This window comes from Streptococcus parasanguinis (assembly GCF_000963275.1).
Classification (GTDB): Bacteria; Bacillota; Bacilli; order Lactobacillales; family Streptococcaceae; genus Streptococcus; species Streptococcus parasanguinis_B.
Genome location: NZ_JYOW01000001.1, coordinates 26,791 through 50,868 on the forward strand (window position 1 = coordinate 26,791; position 24,078 = coordinate 50,868).

General features: G+C 43.5%; 17 protein-coding genes and 1 pseudogene. 16 read left to right on the forward strand and 2 right to left on the reverse strand.

Annotated elements, in window-relative coordinates; translation table 11 throughout:
* The first annotated feature begins 39 nt into the window (after nucleotides 1-39).
* Genes TZ97_RS00190 through TZ97_RS00200 form a run of 3 tightly spaced genes read left to right on the forward strand, consistent with a single transcriptional unit; the run spans nucleotide 40 to nucleotide 3,615 of the window.
* The gene (locus TZ97_RS00190) at nucleotides 40-651 is read left to right on the forward strand and encodes a YesL family protein (protein WP_045758983.1); all 612 of its coding nucleotides are present in this window, start codon (nucleotides 40-42) and stop codon (nucleotides 649-651) included.
* 2 nt (nucleotides 652-653) lie between these two features.
* Complete coding sequence (locus TZ97_RS00195) at nucleotides 654-2,300, forward strand: sensor histidine kinase (RefSeq protein WP_045758984.1); 1,647 nt, start codon at nucleotides 654-656, stop codon at nucleotides 2,298-2,300.
* 10 nt (nucleotides 2,301-2,310) lie between these two features.
* Nucleotides 2,311-3,615 carry a response regulator transcription factor gene (locus tag TZ97_RS00200; protein WP_045758985.1) on the forward strand — a complete coding sequence of 435 codons (1,305 nt, stop codon included), beginning with the start codon at nucleotides 2,311-2,313 and terminating at the stop codon, nucleotides 3,613-3,615.
* A gap of 34 nt (nucleotides 3,616-3,649) precedes the next feature.
* On the opposite strand, the gene TZ97_RS00205 is transcribed toward TZ97_RS00200, so the two are convergent.
* Nucleotides 3,650-4,504 (reverse strand): putative RNA methyltransferase, encoded by an 855-nt coding sequence (locus tag TZ97_RS00205; protein WP_045758986.1) that lies wholly within the window; start codon nucleotides 4,502-4,504, stop codon nucleotides 3,650-3,652.
* A gap of 58 nt (nucleotides 4,505-4,562) precedes the next feature.
* Here TZ97_RS00205 and TZ97_RS11005 point away from each other — a divergent pair.
* The 5 genes and pseudogenes from TZ97_RS11005 to TZ97_RS00230 form a co-directional block, all read left to right on the forward strand.
* Nucleotides 4,563-4,649, forward strand: a pseudogene (locus TZ97_RS11005) (winged helix-turn-helix transcriptional regulator); the annotation flags it as partial.
* Nucleotides 4,650-4,773: 124 nt separating this feature from the next.
* Nucleotides 4,774-5,640, forward strand: coding sequence for an ABC transporter ATP-binding protein (locus TZ97_RS00215; protein ID WP_045758988.1), 867 nt, complete (start codon nucleotides 4,774-4,776; stop codon nucleotides 5,638-5,640).
* Complete coding sequence (locus TZ97_RS00220; RefSeq protein WP_045758989.1) at nucleotides 5,640-6,482, forward strand: ABC transporter permease; 843 nt, start codon at nucleotides 5,640-5,642, stop codon at nucleotides 6,480-6,482. Before TZ97_RS00215 ends, TZ97_RS00220 begins: the two co-directional genes overlap by 1 nt.
* A gap of 18 nt (nucleotides 6,483-6,500) precedes the next feature.
* Nucleotides 6,501-6,956, forward strand: a complete 456-nt coding sequence (locus tag TZ97_RS00225; RefSeq protein WP_003013710.1) for a LytTR family DNA-binding domain-containing protein — start codon at nucleotides 6,501-6,503, stop codon at nucleotides 6,954-6,956.
* 9 nt (nucleotides 6,957-6,965) lie between these two features.
* The gene (locus tag TZ97_RS00230) at nucleotides 6,966-7,379 is read left to right on the forward strand and encodes a DUF3021 domain-containing protein (protein WP_045758990.1); all 414 of its coding nucleotides are present in this window, start codon (nucleotides 6,966-6,968) and stop codon (nucleotides 7,377-7,379) included.
* A gap of 62 nt (nucleotides 7,380-7,441) precedes the next feature.
* Here the strand turns inward: TZ97_RS00230 and tyrS are convergent, their stop codons facing one another.
* Entirely contained in the window at nucleotides 7,442-8,698 is a 1,257-nt protein-coding gene (gene tyrS, locus TZ97_RS00235; RefSeq protein WP_003004779.1) for a tyrosine--tRNA ligase, read from the reverse strand.
* Between the two features lie 182 nt (nucleotides 8,699-8,880).
* On the opposite strand from tyrS, the gene pbp1b reads away from it, so the two are divergent.
* From pbp1b to TZ97_RS00270, 8 genes are all read left to right on the forward strand, one after another.
* A complete protein-coding gene (gene pbp1b / locus TZ97_RS00240) occupies nucleotides 8,881-11,337 on the forward strand; it encodes a penicillin-binding protein PBP1B (protein WP_045758991.1) in 2,457 nt (818 codons plus the stop codon).
* 351 nt (nucleotides 11,338-11,688) lie between these two features.
* The gene (rpoB, locus tag TZ97_RS00245) at nucleotides 11,689-15,258 is read left to right on the forward strand and encodes a DNA-directed RNA polymerase subunit beta (RefSeq protein ID WP_045758992.1); all 3,570 of its coding nucleotides are present in this window, start codon (nucleotides 11,689-11,691) and stop codon (nucleotides 15,256-15,258) included.
* Nucleotides 15,259-15,416: 158 nt separating this feature from the next.
* On the forward strand, nucleotides 15,417-19,070 hold the full coding sequence (rpoC, locus tag TZ97_RS00250) for a DNA-directed RNA polymerase subunit beta' (protein ID WP_045758993.1): 3,654 nt from the start codon (nucleotides 15,417-15,419) through the stop codon (nucleotides 19,068-19,070).
* Between the two features lie 322 nt (nucleotides 19,071-19,392).
* Nucleotides 19,393-20,547: a non-hydrolyzing UDP-N-acetylglucosamine 2-epimerase gene (wecB, locus tag TZ97_RS00255; RefSeq protein WP_045758994.1), complete on the forward strand. Its 1,155-nt coding sequence runs from the start codon at nucleotides 19,393-19,395 to the stop codon at nucleotides 20,545-20,547.
* Nucleotides 20,548-21,336: a hypothetical protein gene (locus tag TZ97_RS00260; RefSeq protein WP_045758995.1), complete on the forward strand. Its 789-nt coding sequence runs from the start codon at nucleotides 20,548-20,550 to the stop codon at nucleotides 21,334-21,336.
* Between the two features lie 9 nt (nucleotides 21,337-21,345).
* A complete protein-coding gene (locus TZ97_RS10795; RefSeq protein WP_003009749.1) occupies nucleotides 21,346-21,486 on the forward strand; it encodes a hypothetical protein in 141 nt (46 codons plus the stop codon).
* On the forward strand, nucleotides 21,479-22,789 hold the full coding sequence (locus tag TZ97_RS00265; RefSeq protein ID WP_045758996.1) for a glycosyltransferase family 2 protein: 1,311 nt from the start codon (nucleotides 21,479-21,481) through the stop codon (nucleotides 22,787-22,789). Before TZ97_RS10795 ends, TZ97_RS00265 begins: the two co-directional genes overlap by 8 nt.
* A gap of 8 nt (nucleotides 22,790-22,797) precedes the next feature.
* A complete protein-coding gene (locus TZ97_RS00270; RefSeq protein ID WP_045758997.1) occupies nucleotides 22,798-23,901 on the forward strand; it encodes a glycosyl hydrolase family 8 in 1,104 nt (367 codons plus the stop codon).
* Nucleotides 23,902-24,078: the final 177 nt, after the last annotated feature.

Below are 24,078 nucleotides of genomic sequence, written 5' to 3' on the forward strand. Positions count from 1 at the left end.
TGGTATAATAGAATCACTAATTGGAAAAGAGGCTGAATGATGGGAAAAATCATCGAGTTCATTTTTACGAGAGTCTATGTTGCTATGCTGGTAACAGGGATTTTTTGGGTCTTGACGATCTGTGGGGGTGTTCTACTAGGAGTAGGACCGGCTAGTGCCACTATCATGAGCCTCTATGCGGAAAATGGCATGACCTACAAGGACTATCATTGGTCACGCGCTTGGGAACTCTTCAAAGAAAATCTACGCCCGGCCAATCAAGTCTTTTATACCTTCTTTGCCATTGAAGGGGTTCTCCTCTATGGCATGTACCTCATGGTCCAGATTCCTCACTTGAATTTCTTCCAAATTTTGGTTCTCTTGTTTAATCTGGTTTTCCTCTTGGTTGCGCCTCTAGCTTACGCCGTTTATTTGAAATTGCAAGTTCATTTTGATCTCTCTTATGCCAACAGTATCAAGCTCAGTTTGATCGGAATGTTGCTGGACATTCGTCCGGTTCTCAAGCTCATCCTTGGAACCGCGCTACTTGGTGTCATTAGCTACTATATGCCAGCCCTTCTCTTTTTCGTCTTGATCGGTGTATGGCATTTCTTTGTCAATGATATCTTTGACCCTGTTTATCAAAACATCCACGAAAAATTGGTATCCTAACGATGAAAAAAATCTGGTTAAGTACGCTTTTAAAATTCTACGCCTATGTCATGGTGGTCATTTTGACCATTATGGGCCTGGTTGTTGCGGGGATCTCTTGGAAAAACCAGCAAGCTGAAGCCGACCGGATCGCCCAACGGGTCTTGACCGAAGTGGTGACGGATCTTGAGACCTCTTATCAGCGGGTCACACAAGAAGGGCGTAGCCTCGTTGAAAACCCTGCAAAATTAGAAGGAGTTTATCGCTATTTTACCTTGTCACCATCGGAGTATGAGACTTGGCGATTGAATGCCCAATTTCCTTCGTATATCCAATTGTCCCTACATAAGAATATTGACAGCCTCTATTTGAGCAATAAAAACATCGAGGGTATCGATGTCACCTTGTCTGATTACAAGACGGTATTTGTCTCTACCCGGCAATCACAGGGAGGCAAGCAAGTCTCAGCGGACCATTACAAGGCTCCTGCGACAGCCATTCCGGTTCCTTTGACAGATCCGACTACGGGTGCTGGAGTTGGGATAGCTTATATGACGCTGGACCAAGAAATTTTGACGGCAACGATTGATAATGCCAGAGGCGATCTTCCGATCGCTGTGCGGATTTTCACTCCCTTTGGGAAAGAGATGTACCATGAAGGGGATAAGGGGCAATCAAAAGATGTTAAATGGCAAACCCGTAGCACGATCTATGGCTACAAGGCGGATGTAGCTGTTTCTGAAAGTTATCTGGTCAAAAAGGGTCTAGCTAACCTGACCACTTTCCTCTCCATTGCTTTCCTAATTTTCTTGATCCTTTACTTGTTATTAGGTCAGATTTTCAAAAATTACCGGCGTCAAGTCCTCGATTTGGTCGATACCATGAATCAGATCAGTCAAGGCGATAGTGAACGACGGATTGATACCTCGACCAAGGACCAAGAACTGCTGGTTATTGGTAATATGATCAATACCATGTTAGACAATATGGATAAGAATATTCGGGATATCTACCAGCTGCAGCTCAGCCAAAAAGATGCCAATATGCGGGCCCTACAAGCCCAGATCAATCCCCACTTCATGTACAATACACTGGAATTTATCCGGATGTATGCCGTCATGCAAGAGCAGGATGAATTGGGTGATATTATCTATGAGTTTAGTAGTCTCTTGCGCAATAATATCTCAGACGAGCGAGTGACGACAGTTGAAAATGAGCTCGAATTTTGTCGCAAATACAGCTACCTCTGTATGGTGCGTTATCCAAAATCGATTGCCTATGGCTTTAAGATCGATCCAGGTTTGGAAAAGATGAAGATTCCCAAATTCACCATCCAGCCTTTGGTCGAGAACTATTTTGCGCATGGAGTGGATCATAAACGCAAGGACAATGTGATTAGTGTCAAAGTCTTGCAAGGAGAAGGGCAAGTCATGATCCTAGTTACTGATAATGGGCGTGGGATGGAAGAAGAACAGCTAGAAAAAATTCAAGAGATACTGGCCAATCGCAATCCACGCTCAGAAATCGAAGAAAAGAGTGGTCGGCAGTCTATCGGAATTGTCAATGTCCATGAACGCATGCTACTCTATTTTGGAGATCGCTACCATATCCAAGTCTTCTCCCAACCTCACCATGGAGTGACCTATACGATAACCATTCAAGATGAATAAAGGAGACAGAATGTACAAAGTCTTATTAGTAGACGATGAGTATATGATTACAGAAGGGTTAAAAAAATTAATCCCCTTTGACCACTGGAATATGGAAGTGGTCGCAACTGCAGAAGATGCAGACCAGGCCCTTGATTATGTGCGAGAGCATCCGGTGGATGTGGTGATCACGGATGTCAATATGCCTGGAAAGACCGGACTTCAGATGATTGCAGAGATGAAGGATTTGATGCCAGATGCTGCTTTTATCATTATGTCAGGCTATCAGGATTTTGAATATGTCAAGACAGCTCTCAATTTGCGCGTGGCAGACTACCTGCTCAAACCTGTCAATAAGGTGGAGATGGGCAATATCCTAGAAAAAATTCAGCACCAAATCCAGCAACCAAGCCAAGAGTTGGCCAACCGCTTGATTCACGATGATATCTCTGAGGAAGAGTTTTGTCGGTATATCGCAGGACGAAATTCACTGTGGATTGGGGTTGCTAAGGAGAAAAAAGGCTTTATCAGCTCGTCTTACCAAGTTCTCGGGCAAAATCTTCAACTCTTTATCTCAGATCAAGAAGAAGAAGCCATGATTGAGAAGGCCTTCGAGCCACCTTATAAGGAGCACTTTCATCAATTTAAGGACCTAGTGGAGCGGAGTCTCTTTTATGGAGCGACCCCTCTCAATCAAGATGAGGAAGTCTTTAACTACTACGAGCCGGCCTACCGGGTGATCATGCAAGGAAATATCCAACAGATCTTAGAAGAACTGGACTGGTTGGAAAAAATGATCCTTGAGAAGACACCTAAGGTTTCGCTGACCAAGCAACTCTTTATCCAATTTTTGATGGATGTCTTTCATTTGTTTGAATACCTGCAAGGAGATGATTTGGCCGATGTGGTCAAGAAAGTCCATGATGCTGCTACCTTTAGTGAGATGATTAGCTTCATCCAGGAAGAGTTATCCCGTTTCTTATCCCACTATCGAATGAACGAAAATGTAGCGAGTGTCCTCCAAGTGATTAGCCGTGATTACCAAAAAGAGCTGTCACTCAAGGACATTAGTCAGGCTCTCTTTATCAATCCAGTCTATTTAGGCCAATTGATTAAACGAGAAACCAATGCAACGTTCGCAGAACTCCTCAACAAACAGCGGATTAAGGCTGCCCAGCAGCTCCTCTTATCTACCAATGACAGCATTGAAGATATCTGCTATAAAGTCGGTTACAGCAATGTGGGCTATTTCTATAAGGTTTTCCGTAAACTCTGTGGAAAATCGCCTAAAACCTATCGCTTACAAGTCATGACAGAGCATGCAGAAGATGAGTAAAAAGGCTGAGACAAATCGTCTCAGCCTTTTTACTTTAAGTCCTTTGTATCTTGATTTTCCCAACTAGCAGCTCCGCTTCAACGGTGATTTCTGTGAGTTGATTCCAGTCGATTTTTTCTTGGTCAACGTGAAATAGAAGGGGGGTCATGGCGAGGAGCGCCTGGCGTTCTTCAGGAGTTAAACTCTTGGTGAGGCTGACCGTTTCGGATGAGAGGATCTGGCAGTGGTCTTCAAAGTGCTCTAAAATCTCCTGGTTGGAGTAGGATTGCTTGGTCAATTGATCTTGGGCCAACTGACGAATTTCTTTCAGATGAGAAGAGGTTGGGACAACCTTAATGATCACCCCTTCATCCTTTAAGACACGCTCAAATTCAGCATAATTAGCCGGGGAGAAGATGTCCAAAATGACCTCCATACTCTTGGATTGAATGGGTAAATGAGCCAAGTCTCCGACAAACCAATTGACCTTCCAGCTAGTGTCACTCTTGGCAGCTAGTTGCACAGATTCCTTGGAAAGATCAAAGGCATAGAAAGTAGCTTCGGGATAGGCTTCTTGTAGTTTTCGGGAGTAATAACCTTCTCCGCAACCGATATCTAGAATTCTGGCATCACTGGTCGGAATTTTTTGTCCGATCGCTGTTAGAATCGGCTCATAAAAACCTGCTTCTAGGATTAGCTGGCGATTCTGGAAATTTTCTTTGTCATAGTCCTTTGATTGTTTGATCTGGGGAGCCAGGTTGACATAGCCAAATTTCGCTAAATCAAAAGAATGGCCCTTGGGACATTTAAAACTGGTCTCCACAAGTTCTAGGTCCAGTTGACAGATGGGACAGGCAAAAGCAGTGGCTGTTTGAAATCGTTGTAATTTTGGTTTAATCGGTGTATTCATATTAGTAGTGTAACAAAAGAGCCTCTAGATAGCAACCGATGCTCTAATAGAGTACCAAACAGAATATGAGCTGATAGAAAAAGGCAATTCATTGATGCCGATTTTAAAGGACTTGAATCAATGGGGAAAAGAATGGCTGCAATAAATTTTTTCCTCATTTTAATCTCTTCTATCTCGCCACTCATCTCTTCATTTTGACCACTTATCCCCAAAAGCCATTTTTTAAGCGGCTTTTTTGTTAGACTGGTTCTATCAAAAGGAGAGAGAACATGATATTACAAGCTAAAAACATCAGTAAACGATATGGAAATCATTTAGCCGTAAACAATATTCACTTACAGTTTGAAAAGGGAACCTTTAATGCGATTCTAGGACCAAATGGGGCGGGGAAATCAACGACGATTTCCATGTTGATTGGTTTGAAACAACCAACGCAAGGTGAAATCATCTATAAACCAGGTACTAAAATTGGTGTGGTCTTCCAAACCAGTGTTTTAGATGAGATGCTAACGGTTAGAGAAAATCTGACCATTCGTGCGAGACAGTACAAAGACCTAAAATCAAATCGTGTGTCTGATCTTATTGATCGGCTAGGCCTATCAGCTTTCCAAAAGCAGAAATACGGAACGCTTTCAGGTGGCCAAAAGCGTCGGGTTGACATTGCGCGTGCCCTGCTCTCACAACCAGATATTCTGTTCTTAGACGAACCAACGACAGGTTTGGATATCCAAACTCGGAAGTCTATCTGGGATTTGCTCTATCAATTGCAGAGAGAAGAGGGAATGACTGTTGTATTGACCACGCATTATCTTGACGAAGCAGATGAAGCTGATCAAATTTATATTGTGGACCATGGGGAAGTGATTGCTCAAGGATCGGCGCTAGATATTAAGAGTCAATATGCAAAAAACATCTTGAAGATTCGTTTCAAGGAGAGACAGCAGATAGAAAGTCTCAAATCTTTGGGAATGTCAGTAGAGCAACAAAGTCAATTGGAGTATATTTTTCAACCCAAGAGTGAAAGGGAAGCCATTGATTACCTGGCGCAAGTTAGAGATAGAATAGCCCATTTTGAGTTTCGTCCAGGGACCATGGATGATGCCTTTATTGCACTTACAGGAAGGGAGGTCCGCTAATGCTAGCCTTACTAAAGCGAAATTTTTTATTGTACTTCAGAAATCGTTCAGGAGTTTTCTTCTCCCTGTTGGGAGCCTTGATTTCCTTTGTTCTCTATATTATTTTTCTTCAAAAAAATCTAACAGATGCTTGGGCTCAGCTCCCCAATAGAGGTCCTGTGTTAAATAATTGGTTAATGAGTGGGACGCTGGCTGTGACAGGGATTACGACAAGTCTGGCTGCCCTGACTCAGTCGGTAAAGGACCGTGAACATCAAGTAGATCAGGATCTTTATTTATCGGATCAAGGGAAGTGGCGGTTACCATCTTCATATTTAGCAAGTGCAATCATCATCTCTTTTTTCATGCAAGTCCTTATGTATGTGCTGATGTGTGGCTATTTTAGAGAAGTTCCAGCACTGTCTTTATTACCTGAAGTGCTCCTCATCATGCTGCTTAGTAGCCTGCTTTCTAGTTTAGTGAATGCCATTTTTGTTTATTTTTTCCATTCCGTAGACAGTCTTGGGAAGTTTGCGACCATAGTGGGTACAGCTTCTGGTTTTTTGGTAGGGACTTATGTACCTTTAGGTGTTCTACCTGATTTTGCACAACTACTAATGAAATGTACTCCAGCAACTTATATTGCTGCACTTTATCGACAAGTACTCATGAAAGAAGCAGTGAGCGAAGCCTTTAAGGGGCGAGATGATCTTCTTCGAGAATTTCAAGAAAAAATGGGCGTTCAGCTCAAATGGCAAGCCTTATTGACAAAGGAACAAACATACCTTATAGTGTTAGGTGGTATTCTTCTAGCTTTGGGGATTTGGGTTTCCTTAGCAAAAAGATCGAATAAAAGAAAGTAAGTGAGAATTGGAGTAGGAATGAAGATTCGTTTTGAGGAAAAACAGGATATCCCAGAAAACGACCCCTGTGTGGTCATTCAAGCCAAGCAATTATCCGATCAAGCACGAGAGGTGATGGACTATCTCGAACAATTTTCGACAGTGAATCAAGTAGTGATCCCTATCAAAACAGATGATCATTTGATCATGGTGAAAATTGATGACATTATTCTAGCCGAGATTGATAAGAATCAGCTAACCATTTATACGACAGACAAAACGTTCATTGTCAGAGATACTTTGACAAATTTTCAACATCGGATTAATCGTCGTAATTTTTTACAGATATCCCGCCACGCGGTGATGAATATCGACCATTTGGAATCGCTATCGGATAGTTTTTCAGGCAATATGATGGCTAAACTGACACGCGGAGTAAAATCAAGTGTCAGTCGGAAATATGTCAAATCCTTGATGGATTATTTAGGGGTATAGGAGAAAGTGATGAAACGATTTATAGCTTATTTTGTATCTGGTATGAGGACAGGATCCTTCTTTTATTTGTGTTTGGTGTTATTATCCCATGTCTATCCCAACATCGTCTATCCTGCCGTGAATGTACGCAACATCCTAGCGATCTTTTTGATGAGTGGAACAATGGGAGTCTTGACGTTCATTCTTGAGGAAGAAGAGTTTTTGACCTATAGTTTGCGTGTGGCCTTGCATTTAGTTGTGACAGCTACCATCTTAGCATTGACCTACTTATTTTTTGGCTGGGGGGCAGCCTTACGGAGTCCTATTCCTTGGTTGATCTTTCTAGCCATTTACGGTCTGATCTGGCTTTACCAGATTTGGCAACTCCATAAAAAAACTCAACGAATCAACCAAGCTTTGTTGCATCGCAGAAAAGGGAAATAGTCCCAGAAAAAAGTGTATAAGAAAACCACGAAGTTCATACCAAACTTCGTGGTTTTACTTTCTTAATAAGTCAAAACAAAGTATTTTTTCTTACCGCGACGGATAACGGTCAATTCATTTTCTAATTTATCGCTATCGCTCAAGACATAGTCAAGGTCTTGGATGCGTTCGCCGTTGACGTAGATAGCTCCATTTTGGACATCTTCGCGGGCTTGGCGTTTAGAATTTACCACACCAGCTGTGACCAAGAGTTCAACAATGTTGAGGTTGTCTTCTGCTTGGACCTGGTAGTTTGGCACACCACGAAGGCCTTGTTTGAGTTCTTTGACAGAAAGGTTTTTGATGTTTCCTGCAAAGAGTTGTTCGGTGATGTTGAGGGCTTCCTTGTAGGCTTCTTCGCCGTGGACAAGGGTAACCACTTCACGCGCCAAGATCTTTTGAGCCAAGCGTTCGTGTGGCGCCGCTTCAAACTGTTTGCGGATCTCTTCAATCTCATCAAGTGACAAGAAAGTGAAGATCTTCAAGAAGCGCACAGCATCCGCATCCATCACATTCATCCAGAATTGGTACATTTCGTATGGAGATGTTTTGTCTGCATTGAGCCAGACTGCATTGCCTTCTGATTTACCGAATTTCTTACCAGTTGCATCTGTGATCAAAGGCACAGTCATAACATGACCAGTTTTATCTGCTTTACGACGCATCAACTCAGTGCCAGCTGTCATGTTTCCCCATTGGTCAGATCCACCGATTTGAAGGGTTACATTGTGTTCTTGGTTGAGGACGTAGAAGTCATAGCCTTGCATAATTTGGTAGGCAAACTCCGTGTAAGAAATCCCTGTCTCAATCCGTTTTTTAACAGATTCTTTACTCATCATAGCATTGACCGTAAAGTATTTTCCAACATCACGAAGGAAGTCAATAAAGCTAATGCTTCCGAACCAATCGTAGTTGTTGACCATTTCGGCTTTATTGTCCCCATTTTCAAAATCGAGGAAACGAGACAATTGCCCTTGAATGGAGCGAACCCATTCTTGTACAGTTTCTTTTGTTTGGAGACTACGTTCAGCATCTTTGAAGGACGGATCTCCAATGAGACCAGTCGCACCGCCAACGAGCGCATAAGGTTTGTGGCCTGCTAGTTGAAGACGACGGCTCGTCAAGATGGCAACCAAGTGACCAAGGTGAAGGCTGTCAGCAGTTGGATCATAACCAGTATAATAAGAAACCTGACCTTCTTCCAGTGCTTTGCGTAAGGCTTCTTCATCCGTCGTTTGAAATACCAAACCACGCTCTTTTAGCTCATCAAAAATGTGCATGTGTCTTTTCTCCTTTATAAGTTTATTCATTTCTCTATTCTACCATAAACCACGGAAATGGCAATGCTTTCCATCATTTTCTTGTCCTTACCCAGGAAGAATGAGTGACGATTTCTACGCTCTTGTGATTGAAAACAAAGGGTCTAATCTGCTATAATATAGGGAACAAGGAGAAAGAATCAGTGAATCAAATAAAAGAGAAGCTGCAAGAGTTTTGGAAGAAAGTCCAAAAATTCTTTGCAAAGATGTATACAGAAACTCCGAATAAGGAAAAAAATGAAGAAAGTAGCTGGTCTGTCGGTGATATTTTTGCGACCTGTTTGCGGACCCTCAAACTCTTGTGGGATGTCATGATCGCCCTGTTCGTGTGCCTCTTTTTATTTGGCGCAGGGATCGGGATTGGTTATGCGGCGAGCCTCTTTAGCAATGTCAAGGTTCCAAAGACAGAAGAACTGGTCCAGCAGGTCCGAAATGTCAGCAGTGTTTCAAAACTAACCTATTCCGATAAGAGCCTGATTGCAGAAGTGGACAGTGATTTGATCCGTACGCCAGTAGCAGGAGACGCCATTTCAGACAATGTCAAGAAGGCTGTGATCGCTACTGAGGATGAGAATTTTGAAAGCCACAAGGGGGTTGTACCTAAAGCCGTTCTTCGGGCAACGCTTGGATCTGTAGCCGGCGTGGGTTCCTCTAGTGGGGGATCAACCCTGACCCAGCAGTTGATCAAACAGCAAGTCGTGGGAGACGCTCCAACCTTTACTCGTAAGGTGACAGAGATTGTCGATGCCCTGGCTCTAGAGCGGGGAATGGATAAAAATGAAATCCTAACCACCTACTTAAATGTTTCGCCTTTTGGACGAAACAATCGGGGACAAAATATTGCGGGTGTGGAAGCTGCAGCTCAAGGAATCTTTGGCGTCTCTGCCAAAGACTTGACCGTTCCACAAGCGGCCTTTATCGCTGGCTTACCACAAAGTCCGATTGTCTACTCTCCTTATGCTGCAGACGGTAGCCTAAAGAGCAAGGAAAACCTCGAGTTAGGTTTGGCGCGTGCCAAAGACGTTTTGTTCAATATGTACCGGACGGGAGCCTTGTCGAAAAAAGACTACGAGACCTATGCCCAGTACGACTTGACTAAAGACTTCATGGCTCCAGATGGCATCGAGAAAACACCGCATGACTACCTCTACTTCCAAGCCATGGAAGAAGCAAAAGAGGCCATGTATGATTACTTGATCAAGCGAGACAATGTCACCAAGCAAGACTTGAAAAATAATGAAACCGTCAAGGCTTATCAAGAATTAGCTGAGAGTGAGTTGCGCGAAGGTGGCTACACCATTCAAACCACGATTAACAAACCGGTTCACAATGCGATGCAGGCCGCAGTAGCGAACTTTGGAAGCGTCTTGGATGATGGAACGGGTCTTGTAGAAGTTGGGAATGTCCTTATGGACAACCGAACAGGTGCCGTTTTAGGATTTATCGGTGGACGGAATTTTGACGGTAACCAAAACAACCATGCCTTTGATACAGAGCGTTCCCCAGGGTCTACTATCAAACCATTGTTGGCCTATGGGATTGCCATCGACCAAGGCTTGATGGGAAGCAATAGCATCCTTTCTAACTACCCAACTAATTTCTCAAGTGGTGAGCCGATCATGCACGTGGATAGCCGAGGAACAGCCATGATGGATCTCCGTGAGGCCCTCAACACCTCATGGAATATTCCAGCTTACTGGACTTACCGGACCCTTCGTGAAAAGGGTGTGGATGTCCCATCCTACATGAAGAAAATGGGCTATGATATCCCTGAATATGGCATTGAAAGCCTGCCAATGGGGGGAGGAATTGAGGTCACTGTTGCCCAACATACCAATGGTTTCCAAACCATTGCTAACAATGGGAACTACCTCAAACGATACATGGTGGAGCAAATCATTGATCGAGATGGGGATGTAGTATACAAGCACGAGGCAGATCCTGTTCGTGTTTACTCTCCAGCGACGGCAACGATTATGCAGGATCTCTTGCGCGGGGTTATTACGTCTGGTGCTACAACGACCTTTAAGTCACGGATTAGCCAAGTCAATCCAACGCTGGCAGGTGCTGACTGGATTGGAAAAACCGGTACCACTAACTCAAATGGGGATATGTGGCTCATGCTGTCCACCCCTAATGTTTCTTTAGGAGGTTGGATTGGCCATGACAACAATGCTTCTATGCAGACCTTGACTGGATACAACAACAATGCCCAATACATGGCGCAGTTGGCAAATGCGATCTACCAAGCAGATCCAAGTCTCTTTGGGATTCAGGATAAATTCACTCTCGATAAGAGTGTGATCCGCTCTGAAGTGCTCAAATCGACTGGTGAAAGACCGGGTCGCGTCAATGTCAATGGCCGGGATATCGATGTGAGCGGTCAAATGGTGACGAGCCTTTGGGCCAAAAACGGAGCGCCAACCACTCAATACCGCTTTGCCATCGGGGGATCGGATAGCGATTATCAAAGTGCTTGGGCAGCGATTCTCGGCAATTCCAGTGGAAATCAGTCGAATAGTAAGAACAATTCGACAAGCAATAGTTCATCCAGCAATAGTTCAAATCGAAACAGCTCAAATCGTGGTAATCGACGCTAGTCTGATCCAGTAGAAAATCTAGAGAAAGCCTTGATTTTTGGAGCAAAAAACGGTATAATAGTGATAACTAATTTGTCGTGTGCTTTATTTGAAATATTGTCCAAATAAGAGCTTACAGCAGTTAAATCTTACTTGAATAAGTCGATTTAGCTGCTCTTTTTGTGCCTATTTTTCAAAAAAATCCTAGTTTGTTACACAAATTTAATTTTTCTAAAAATTACAAAAAGCGACGAATGAGGTGAAGAGACAGCTCTTCACGTGATGCAAATCACACAATTGTAGTTAAAACCGGATAGGTGGTGAAAGTCATTTTACCAAGCTATCCTAGTATGGAAAAAGGAGCTAAAAACTTTGGCAGGACATGACGTTCAATACGGGAAACATCGGACCCGTCGTAGTTTTTCAAGAATCAAAGAGGTTCTTGATTTACCAAACTTGATTGAAATCCAGACAGACTCATTCAAAGATTTCTTGGATCATGGCTTGAAGGAAGTCTTTGAAGATGTGCTTCCCATCTCAAACTTCACGGATACAATGGAATTGGAATTTGTGGGTTATGAAATCCGCGAACCTAAGTATTCGCTTGAAGAAGCGCGCATCCACGATGCCAGCTACTCAGCACCAATCTTTGTGACCTTCCGTTTGGTCAACAAAGAAACAGGTGAAATCAAGACCCAAGAAGTTTTCTTTGGTGATTTCCCAATCATGACTGAAATGGGAACTTTCATCATCAATGGTGGAGAACGGATTATCGTATCTCAGTTGGTCCGCTCACCAGGTGTCTACTTCAATGATAAGGTGGACAAGAATGGTAAAGTTGGTTATGGATCAACTGTTATCCCTAACCGTGGGGCTTGGTTAGAGCTTGAAACCGACTCAAAAGACATTGCTTACACACGTATCGACCGCACACGTAAGATTCCATTTACAACTCTTGTGCGTGCTCTTGGATTCTCTGGAGATGATGAAATCATCGATATCTTTGGGGATAGCGAATTGGTTCGTAATACCATTGAAAAAGATATCCACAAAAATCCAATGGATTCACGGACAGATGAAGCCCTCAAAGAAATCTACGAGCGTCTTCGTCCGGGTGAACCAAAAACAGCGGAAAGCTCACGCAGCTTGTTGGTAGCTCGTTTCTTTGATCCACGTCGTTATGACTTGGCTCCTGTCGGTCGCTACAAGATCAACAAGAAACTCAATATCAAGAACCGCTTGTTGAACCAAACAATCGCAGAACCATTGGTAGATGCTGAAACAGGGGAAATCCTTGTAGAAGCTGGTACTGTCATGACGCGCGATGTGATCGACAGCATCTCAGAACAATTGGATAACGGTTTGAACAAAATCACCTACATTCCAAATGATGCTGCTGTTTTGACAGAGCCAGTAGAATTGCAAAAATTCAAAGTTGTCGCTCCGACAGATCCAGACCGCGTTGTCACCATCATCGGAAATGCTAACCCATCTGACAAAGTGCGTATCATCACACCTGCTGATATCTTGGCAGAAATGAGCTATTTCTTGAACCTTGCAGAAGGCCTTGGCCGTGTGGATGATATCGACCATCTTGGAAACCGTCGGATTCGTGCCGTTGGTGAATTGCTTGCCAACCAAGTGCGTCTTGGACTTTCACGGATGGAACGAAACGTTCGCGAACGGATGTCTGTACAAGATAACGATGTCTTGACACCACAACAAATCATCAACATCCGTCCAGTAACTGCAGCAATTAAAGAATTCTTTGGTTCTTCACAATTGTCACAGTTCATGGACCAACACAATCCACTTTCTGAGTTGTCTCACAAACGTCGTTTGTCTGCCTTAGGGCCTGGTGGTTTGACACGTGACCGTGCCGGATATGAAGTGCGTGACGTGCACTATACCCACTATGGTCGTATGTGTCCAATCGAAACACCTGAAGGACCAAACATCGGTTTGATCAACAACTTGTCATCTTATGGACACTTGAACAAATATGGTTTCATCCAAACGCCATACCGTAAAGTGGACCGTGAAAAAGGTGTAGTGACCAACGAAATCGTTTGGTTGACAGCCGATGAAGAAGATGAGTACATCGTCGCTCAGGCCAACTCTAAGTTGAACGAAAAAGGTGGCTTTGCTGAGCCGATCGTTATGGGACGTCATCGTGGTAACAACCAAGAGTTCCCATCTGATCAAGTCGACTACATGGACGTATCTCCAAAACAAGTAGTTGCCGTTGCGACAGCATGTATTCCTTTCTTGGAAAACGATGACTCCAACCGTGCCCTCATGGGTGCCAACATGCAGCGTCAGGCTGTGCCATTGATTGATCCAAAAGCCCCTTACGTGGGTACTGGTATGGAATACCAAGCAGCCCATGACTCAGGAGCTGCAGTCATTGCTCAACACGATGGTAAAGTTACTTATGCAGATGCGGACAAGGTAGAAGTTCGTCGGGAAGATGGATCTCTTGATGTTTACCATATCCAAAAATTCCGTCGTTCAAACTCAGGTACCGCCTACAACCAACGTACTCTGGTTAAAGTTGGTGAAACCGTTGAAAAAGGTGACTTTATCGCTGACGGTCCATCGATGGAAAAAGGGGAAATGGCCCTTGGTCAAAACCCAATCGTCGCTTACATGACTTGGGAAGGGTATAACTTCGAGGATGCTGTTATCATGAGCGAACGCTTGGTGAAAGAAGATGTCTACACATCTGTTCACTTGGAAGAATTCGAATCAGAAACACGCGATACCAAGTTAGGCCCTGAAGAAATTACCCGTGAAATTCCGAACGTCGGTGAAGATGCTCTTCGTGACTTGGATGAAACAGGTATTATCCGTATTGGTGCTGAGGTTAAAGAAGGCGATATCCTTGTCGGTAAGGTAACACCGAAAGGTGAAAAAGACCTTTCTGCTGAAGAACGTCTCCTTCACGCTATCTTTGGGGATAAATCTCGTGAAGTGCGTGATACATCACTCCGTGTACCTCACGGTGGAGATGGAGTCGTTCGCGATGTTAAGATCTTTACCCGTGCAAACGGTGATGAATTACAATCGGGTGTCAACATGTTGGTTCGTGTTTACATTGCACAAAAACGTAAGATCCGCGTCGGAGATAAGATGGCCGGTCGTCACGGAAACAAAGGGGTTGTGTCTCGTATTGTTCCAGTTGAAGATATGCCTTACCTTCCAGACGGTACACCAGTTGATATCATGTTGAACCCTCTTGGGGTGCCATCACGTATGAATATCGGTCAGGTTATGGAACTTCACCTTGGTATGGCAGCTCGTAACTTGGGTATTCACATTGCAACACCAGTCTTTGATGGAGCAAGCTCAGAAGACCTCTGGGATACTGTGAAAGAAGCTGGTATGGATAGCGATGCCAAGACCATTCTTTACGATGGACGTACTGGTGAACCGTTTGACAACCGTGTCTCTGTCGGTGTCATGTACATGATCAAGCTTCACCACATGGTTGATGATAAACTCCATGCCCGTTCAGTCGGACCATACTCAATGGTTACCCAACAACCACTCGGAGGGAAAGCTCAGTTTGGTGGACAACGTTTCGGGGAAATGGAAGTGTGGGCCCTTGAGGCTTATGGTGCATCAAATGTCCTTCAAGAAATCTTGACTTACAAGTCAGATGATGTCAACGGACGTCTGAAAGCCTATGAAGCGATTACCAAAGGTAAACCAATTCCAAAACCAGGTGTACCAGAATCCTTCCGCGTTCTTGTCAAAGAATTGCAATCACTTGGTCTTGACATGCGTGTCTTGGATGAAGATGATCAAGAAGTGGAACTTCGTGACCTTGATGAAGGCGAAGACGATGATGTGATTCATGTGGATGACCTTGAAAAAGCACGTGAAAAAGCAGCAAAGGAAGCAAAAGCAGCCTTTGATGCCGAAGAATCAGAAAAATAATCAGTAAAAATGATTGTCCTGTGAGCAACCAATGCTTCTAGCAGGATGATTCGATAACAAGATACAGACACAAGGAGGTGGCAGAAAGTTTCCTTTCTTCCTCCACCTAAGCTGTATCCAAATAAAACAAGTATGAAAACAAGGAAAGGTAAGAAATAGTGGTTGATGTAAATCGTTTTAAAAGTATGCAAATCACCCTAGCTTCTCCAAGCAAGGTCCGTTCATGGTCTTATGGAGAGGTCAAGAAACCTGAAACAATCAACTACCGTACATTGAAACCAGAACGCGAAGGTCTCTTTGATGAAGTCATCTTTGGACCTACAAAAGACTGGGAATGTGCGTGTGGGAAATACAAACGAATCCGTTACAAAGGGATCGTTTGTGACCGCTGTGGGGTTGAAGTAACACGTGCGAAAGTTCGTCGTGAACGCATGGGGCATATCGAGTTGAAAGCACCTGTATCACACATCTGGTACTTCAAAGGAATCCCTTCTCGTATGGGATTGACCTTGGATATGAGTCCTCGTGCCCTTGAAGAAGTCATCTACTTCGCAGCTTATGTGGTGATCGATCCAAAAGATACTCCACTTGAGCACAAATCCATCATGACGGAACGTGAATACCGTGAACGCTTGCGTGAATACGGACCAGGTTCCTTTGTAGCTAAGATGGGGGCAGAAGCCATCCAAGACCTCTTGAAACAAGTGGATTTGGAAGCTGAAATTGCTCTCTTGAAAGAAGAATTGAAGACTGCAACTGGTCAAAAACGTGTGAAGGCTGTGCGTCGTTTGGATGTCTTGGACGCCTTCTACAAATCTGGCAACAAGCCAGAATGGATGGTCCTCAACATCCTTCCCGTTATTCCACCAGATCTTCGTCCGATGGTCCAATTGGATGGTGGCCGTTTTGCTGCCTCTGACTTGAATGACCTTTATCGCCGGGTAATTAACCGGAACAACCGTTTGGCTCGTTTGTTAGAATTGAATGCCCCTGGTATCATCGTGCAAAACGAAAAACGGATGCTCCAAGAAGCGGTTGACGCTTTGATCGACAACGGTCGTCGTGGTCGTCCAATCACAGGACCAGGTAGCCGTCCACTGAAATCATTGAGCCACATGCTCAAAGGGAAACAAGGACGCTTCCGTCAAAACTTGCTCGGTAAACGGGTGGACTTCTCAGGACGTTCCGTTATCGCCGTTGGTCCAACTCTGAAAATGTACCAATGTGGTGTGCCACGTGAAATGGCCATCGAGCTCTTCAAACCATTTGTCATGCGTGAAATCGTTGCACGCGATATCGTACAAAATGTTAAAGCTGCAAAACGCTTGGTCGAACGCGGAGATGAACGTATCTGGGATATCTTGGAAGAAGTGATCAAAGAACACCCAGTTCTCTTGAACCGCGCACCGACCCTTCACCGTTTGGGGATCCAAGCCTTTGAACCTGTCTTGATTGACGGGAAAGCCCTCCGCTTGCACCCCCTTGTCTGTGAAGCCTACAATGCCGACTTCGATGGAGACCAAATGGCCATCCACGTACCGCTTTCAGAAGAAGCTCAAGCAGAAGCTCGTATCTTGATGTTGGCTGCTGAGCATATCTTGAACCCTAAAGATGGTAAACCAGTCGTTACGCCATCTCAGGATATGGTATTGGGGAACTACTACCTCACTATGGAAGAAGCTGGTCGTGAAGGTGAAGGAATGGTCTTTAAAGACCGTGATGAAGCCGTGATGGCTCTTCGCAATGGCTATGTTCACTTGCATACACGTGTCGGAATTGCGACGGATAGCTTGAACAAACCATGGACAGAAGCACAACAACACAAGATTCTCTTGACAACTGTTGGTAAGATTCTCTTTAACGACATCATGCCTGCAGAACTTCCATATCTTCAAGAGCCAAATAATGTTAACTTGACAGAAGGCGTTCCAGCTAAGTATTTCTTGGAGCCTGGTCAAGATGTCAAAGCAGCGATTGAGAAATTGGAATTAAACGTTCCATTCAAGAAGAAAAATCTTGGAAATATCATCGCAGAAATCTTCAAACGCTTCCGTACAACTGAAACTTCTGCATTCTTGGACCGCTTGAAAGACTTGGGTTATCATCATTCAACCCTTGCTGGTTTGACAGTGGGGATTGCCGATATTCCGGTCGTTGAAGACAAGGCAGAAATCATTGAAGAATCTCACAAACGTGTGGAACAAATCACCAAACAATTCCGTCGTGGTTTGATCACTGATGACGAACGCTACAATGCCGTTACAGCTGAATGGCGTGCAGCCCGTGAAAAATTGGAAAAACGCTTGGTAGATAACCAAGATCCGAAGAACCCAATTGTTATGATGATGGACTCTGGAGCCCGTGGTAACATCTCAAACTTCTCGCAACTTGCCGGTATGCGTGGTTTGATGGCCGCTCCAAACGGACGGATCATGGAATTGCCAATCCTGTCAAACTTCCGCGAAGGTTTGTCAGTACTCGAAATGTTCTTCTCAACTCACGGTGCCCGTAAAGGGATGACCGATACGGCCCTCAAGACAGCCGACTCAGGTTACTTGACTCGTCGTTTGGTTGACGTAGCCCAAGACGTCATTATCCGCGAAGACGACTGTGGAACAGACCGAGGACTTGTGATCCGTGCCATTACTGATGGTAAGGAAATGATCGAGCCACTCGAAGAACGTTTGACTGGTCGTTATACCAAGAAATCTGTTAAACACCCTGAAACAGGTGAAGTCATCGTTGGTCCAGATACCTTGATTTCAGAAGACCTAGCACGTGAAATTGTCAAAGCTGGTGTGGAAGAAGTCACTATCCGCTCTGTCTTTACATGTAACACCCGCCATGGTGTCTGCCGTCACTGTTATGGTATCAACTTGGCGACTGGTGATGCGGTTGAAGTGGGTGAAGCAGTCGGAACTATCGCTGCCCAATCTATCGGGGAACCTGGTACACAGTTGACCATGCGTACCTTCCACACGGGTGGGGTTGCCTCAAATACCGATATCACTCAAGGTCTTCCTCGTGTCCAAGAAATCTTTGAAGCCCGCAATCCAAAAGGGGAAGCGGTCATCACTGAGGTCAAAGGGGAAGTCACAGCGATCGAAGAAGATGCTTCTACACGGACCAAGAAAGTCTTTGTTAGCGGAGCAACTGGTGAAGGTGAATACGTTGTCCCTTACACTGCCCGCATGAAAGTCGAAGTAGGAGATCAAGTCTCTCGTGGTGCGGCTCTGACAGAAGGGTCTATCCAACCAAAACGTCTCCTTGCCGTTCGTGATGTCTTGTCGGTTGAAACTTACCTTCTTGCAGAAGTACAAAAAGTATACCGTAGCCAAGGGGTAGAAATCGGCGACAAACACATCGAGGTAATGGTTCGTCAAATGATCCGTAAAGTACGTGTCATGGATCCAGGAGATACAGACCTTCTCATGGGTACGCTTATGGACATTACAGACTTTACAGATGCTAATAAGGATGTCCTTATCTCTGGTGGAGTTCCTGCGACTGCTCGTCCAGTCCTTATGGGAATCACCAAAGCCTCTCTTGAAACCAACAGTTTCTTGTCAGCTGCTTCCTTCCAAGAAACCACTCGTGTTCTTACTGACGCAGCGATCCGTGGTAAGAAAGACCATCTCCTTGGACTGAAGGAAAATGTTATCATTGGTAAGATTATTCCTGCAGGTACAGGGATGGCTCGTTACCGTAACTTGGAACCACAAGCGATTAATGAAGTTGAAATCATCGAAGAAGTGCCAGTAACAGATGGAACAGTCGATGAAGTTCAAACAGCTGAAGTCGTAGAAGAATAAGAAAATTAGTCGGAACTACATGTTCCGGCTTTTTTTGAAAAAATTATAAAAATTTATTATTTGAAAAATAATTGTATAATTATTGAATTATTTTTTTACCAAAAATATTAGCCCGGTAGAAGTCGTGCTGTAAATACTTACAATTAGTGATTATATGGATATGTATTCTAAACACCAAAATAATAAAATGACTAACTATTAGTAATTTCTTTATAAAACCCAAAAATCGGTTTGACATTTAAAGTCATTGGCGGTAGAATGAAAAAAGATGTACACAAATTAAAAAAATGTCGAATTACATGTATGTCGACGGGGGAAGTTTATGGGAAAATTGAAAATTATGGTTGTGTTTGGGACGCGACCGGAGGCCATTAAAATGGCCCCTTTAGTGTTGGAGTTGCAAAAGCAGAGGGAGACCGTTGAGACCATTACGGTGGTCACTGCCCAGCACCGTCAAATGCTGGACCAGGTTTTAGAAACCTTTAACATCGTACCTGATTACGATTTGGATATTATGGGGAAAAGCCAGACCTTATTAGACATTACCTCTAAAATTCTGAATCAATTAGATCCAGTTATCAAAAAAGAAAAGCCAGATATGGTGCTCGTTCATGGAGATACGACCACTACCTTTGCGGCGAGTTTGGTTGCCTTTTACAATCAAGTCCGCATTGGCCACGTCGAAGCTGGTTTGAGAACCTTTGATAAATATTCTCCGTATCCAGAAGAGATGAACCGTCAAATGACGGATGATCTAGCGGATCTGTATTTTGCGCCGACTGGCGAAAGTAAGGCCAATCTCTTAAAAGAAAATCATCCGGAATCCTCTATTGTGGTGACAGGAAATACTGCTATTGATGCGCTGAAACTCACGGTTCAAGAGAACTATCATCACGAAGTACTGGATCAATTAGATCCAGCAAAAAAAATCATCCTTGTCACTATGCATCGAAGAGAAAATCAAGGAGCTCCCATGAGAGCGGTCTTTGGAGCTCTGAGAGAAATGGTGGATCAAGAACCGACTATTGAAGTGGTTTACCCAGTGCACCTTAGTCCAGCGGTACAAGAGGCGGCAAACGATCTATTAGGAGATCATGATCGGATCCATCTCATTGCACCTTTAGATGTGCTTGACTTCCACAACTTGGCTTCGAGAAGTTACTTCATCATGTCGGATTCAGGTGGGGTACAAGAAGAAGCGCCATCATTGGGGAAACCGGTATTGGTATTGCGTGATACAACAGAACGCCCAGAAGGGGTCAAAGCAGGGACTTTGAAATTAGTTGGTATGGATCCTGCCGTCGTCAAATCCACGATAACGGAGCTCTTAACCAACGAACATCTTTATCTAGAAATGGCAAATGCCCGAAATCCTTATGGAGATGGAAGAGCTTCTGAGCGAATCGTGCAAGCTATTAAACATTACTTTGGCCAGGGAGATGCTGCTGAAGAATTTCATGAGGGAGAGAAAGAATAAATGAAAAAAACGGAAAAGTTAAGTAGATGGTTGCTAATTTTGATTGTTTTCGAAGTACTTCTTTTACTTTACTGCTTGTTTTTTGCAAGAGAGATTCTGATTGAAGAAGGATTATTCTTTGTTTTAGGATTATTTTCTGCTATTGTTTTATCAGATTTGTTGTTGACATGGACCATCCTGTTGTCATTTGCCCTAGGGATTGTCTTTTTGGTGGCGGGTGTTGTCTATATCCCATTTCATCAAGCCTTGCTTCTGCTCTTTAGTTTTCCAATCTTGATTGGAATTTTGACCCAAATTCGCTACCACCTCTTTAAAGAGATTGCAAAAGTGAAGGATCAAGAGCCAGAAGCTTACGCAGATTACCGCAACCGCATCGCTTCTTATGGCGGACAAACCAATGATACAATTCAGGCCTTACTCATTCACTGGTCGCACGAGGAATTGTTCTTCCAATTGCAACCGAGAGAGTACAATCGGACCTTGAACCAAATCAACTATTTGTTAACGCATCATCTGAAGCCAAATGAAAGCTTGTATTATGTATCAGACGGTAATTTCTTGATCTTATCTTCTGATAGCGAGCGGGATCTGAAGAGCGATTATATGACGGTCTTAAAACCACAGTTGGAAGGACTGGTTTTCCAAGGAGAAGATGGGGTTCAGGGCATCCAATTTCAGTCAGGATTTCTTGTAGTGGATCAATCCAATCGAACCAAATACCATCGCTATAAAGAAATGATTCGTTACTTAAAACGTCAACTTGAAACAGATATTATTGTGGAATATTAGGAGGAAAACATGTCTCTTACAAATATATTTTTTAATATAGCTGTAGGCATCAGTGTATTTTTTGCCTTGTGCTTTATTGTATTATTTGTAGCTTATACGGTGATTTACCACCGTGTCAATAAAAATTTTAAGGCGGTGGACCATGATTAGTCAGATTGTGATGATTATTGCCTTGATTTCGATTTGGTTGTCCTTAGCCTGGGGCTTAGTAATCCTCTTTTCAGCCGTTCATTTTTGGTTTAAACACAGTGATTTTCGTGTTAATACGGATCCGCTTCCTTATTATCCAAAAGTGACGATCGTCGTGCCCGCCCATAATGAGGATGTGGTCATTGCACAAACAGCTAAAGCGATCCTTGATATGAACTACCCACATGATCGTGTTGAATTACTGCTCTTTGCGGATAATTGTTCTGATCGAACCTATGAAGAGTGTTTGGCGGTTAAAGCATTGCCAGAGTATGCAGGACGTGATTTGACCATTATCAATCGAAGCGGGACAGGTGGGAAAGCCGGTGTGCTAAATGACGCTTTGGCGATGGCAACCGGAGACTATATCTGCGTCTATGATGCAGATGCCATGCCTGAAAAGAATGCTCTTTATTTCCTTGTGAAAGAAGTCCTCAAAGATCCAGAACGTCATGTGGCTTCTTTCGGCCGCAATAAAACGCGGAATGCCAATCAAAACTTCTTGACTCGCTGTATCAACCAAGAAATTGTCGTTACCCAACGGGTTCATCATGTGGGCATGTGGCATCTCTTTAAGATTGGACGGATTCCAGGAACTAACTTCATTATTCAAACCGAATTTGTCAAGAGTATTGGAGGATGGAAAAACGGTGCCTTGACTGAGGATACAGATATTTCCTTCAAGATTATGCAAAGTGGGAAGTTGATTGCGCTAGCCTATAATTCAGAAGCCTTCCAACAAGAGCCAGAGACTCTGAAGAGTTACTATATGCAACGGAAACGTTGGGCCAAAGGGAATTATGAAGTGGTTCTTTCCAACTTCAAGCATTTATTTGGTAAGGGAAATTGGCGCGTGAAGTTGGAAGTGACCAACTATTCCTGTGTCTTCTTCTGGTTTAACGCAGCCATCGTCTTATCGGACTTGATCTTTTTTGCCAATATTCTGGCCATGTGTATCCATACAGTGGTGCCAGGTGTGCAAATTCCATTTGCCTTTGATTCTGAAAATATCTACATTGCGCAATTGATGCTCTTCAATTGGATCTTGATGATTGGGCTTTATCTGCTTCAGATTAATGTGGCTCTTGCCTCACAATTTGGTCAAGCTACTACCAAGCAAATTTGGTTGGCCTTGGCTGCCTATTTCACCTATTCTCAACTGTTTATCATTGTGTCGATTGATGCCATCTCTTCGATTGTGATGGATAAACTATTGCACCGGAAAGAAACCAAATGGGTTAAAACAAAACGATTCGCAGGATAGGAGAGATTATGAATACGAAAAAGATGAGATATGTATGGTTTCTAGTCATCCTTTGCATTTTCTGTTTGACCTTGTTTTTAGCGAGAACGAGAAGTAAAGTGGAGATGCGAAATCGAATTTATCGTCAGTGGAATGAGCATTTTGTTGTTTCAAAAGGGAAAGAATCCTATGTTCGAACCACCAATGATAGCAATCAAACAGTAGTGTTATCCGAGGCGCAAAGTTATGGAATGCTCATTACTGTTGCAGCTGCTGAAAAAGGACAAGCCCAACAAGCAGACTTTGACCGACTCTATCACTATTATCTAAATCATCGCTTAGAAGGTACCCAATTGATGTCTTGGAAACAAACCATCAGCAATGGAAAAGCAAAAGATGAGGATCATAACGCCACAGATGGGGATCTCTACATCGCCTATGCTCTTCTAAAAGCTGCTCAGCAATGGCCAAAGCAAGCCAAAGACTACCAGGTTCAAGCCAAAGCGATTTTAGAAGATATTCTCGCACACAACTACAATGAAGAAACTGGTGTGTTAACGGTGGGGAATTGGGCCAATCAGGACTCGGAGTTTTATCATTTGATGCGGACGTCTGATACACTGCCAGCGCAATTCCAGATCTTTTATGAAGTGACAAAAGATTCGAAGTGGTTGGATATCAAAGAAAAGATGTTGCAGCAACTCCAAACGATCAGCTCCCAAACCAAAACAGGTTTACTACCTGATTTCATCTGGGTAGATGAGCAAGGAACGCGTGTAGCGGATCCCAAGACGATTGAATCCAAGTATGATGGTGCCTACTCGTATAACGCTTGTCGCCTTCCATACAACCTTGTTCAAAGTAAGGACAAAACCAGTCAACAATTGGTGAAAAAGATGCTTAACTTTTTCAAGAGTCAACGAAACCTGTATGCAGGTTATGACTTGAAAGGGAAGGCCTTGAACAATCATCAGGCAGCAAGCTTTTTGGCACCGATTGTCTATGCCTCTGAACATGAAAAAGGCTATTTGAAGTTGGTTCAACAGAACAAGTATATCTTTACACAAGATCTACCTCTGAATAACTATTACGATGCAACCATGACAACTATGATTGCACTAGAATTGTTCTAAATACTTGAGAAAAGAGAGTTCCCCAGGATGGTCTGTCCATTTTGTTGGGACTCTCTTCTTTTGATTCTCGAAAAAAGGAACCAATAGCAATTAGGCAGTCTATTTTTGAAAAATAATTGTGAAAATCACCTGAAAACTACCTGAAAAATCATGCTCTGAGCAGAAAACTTTTATTCT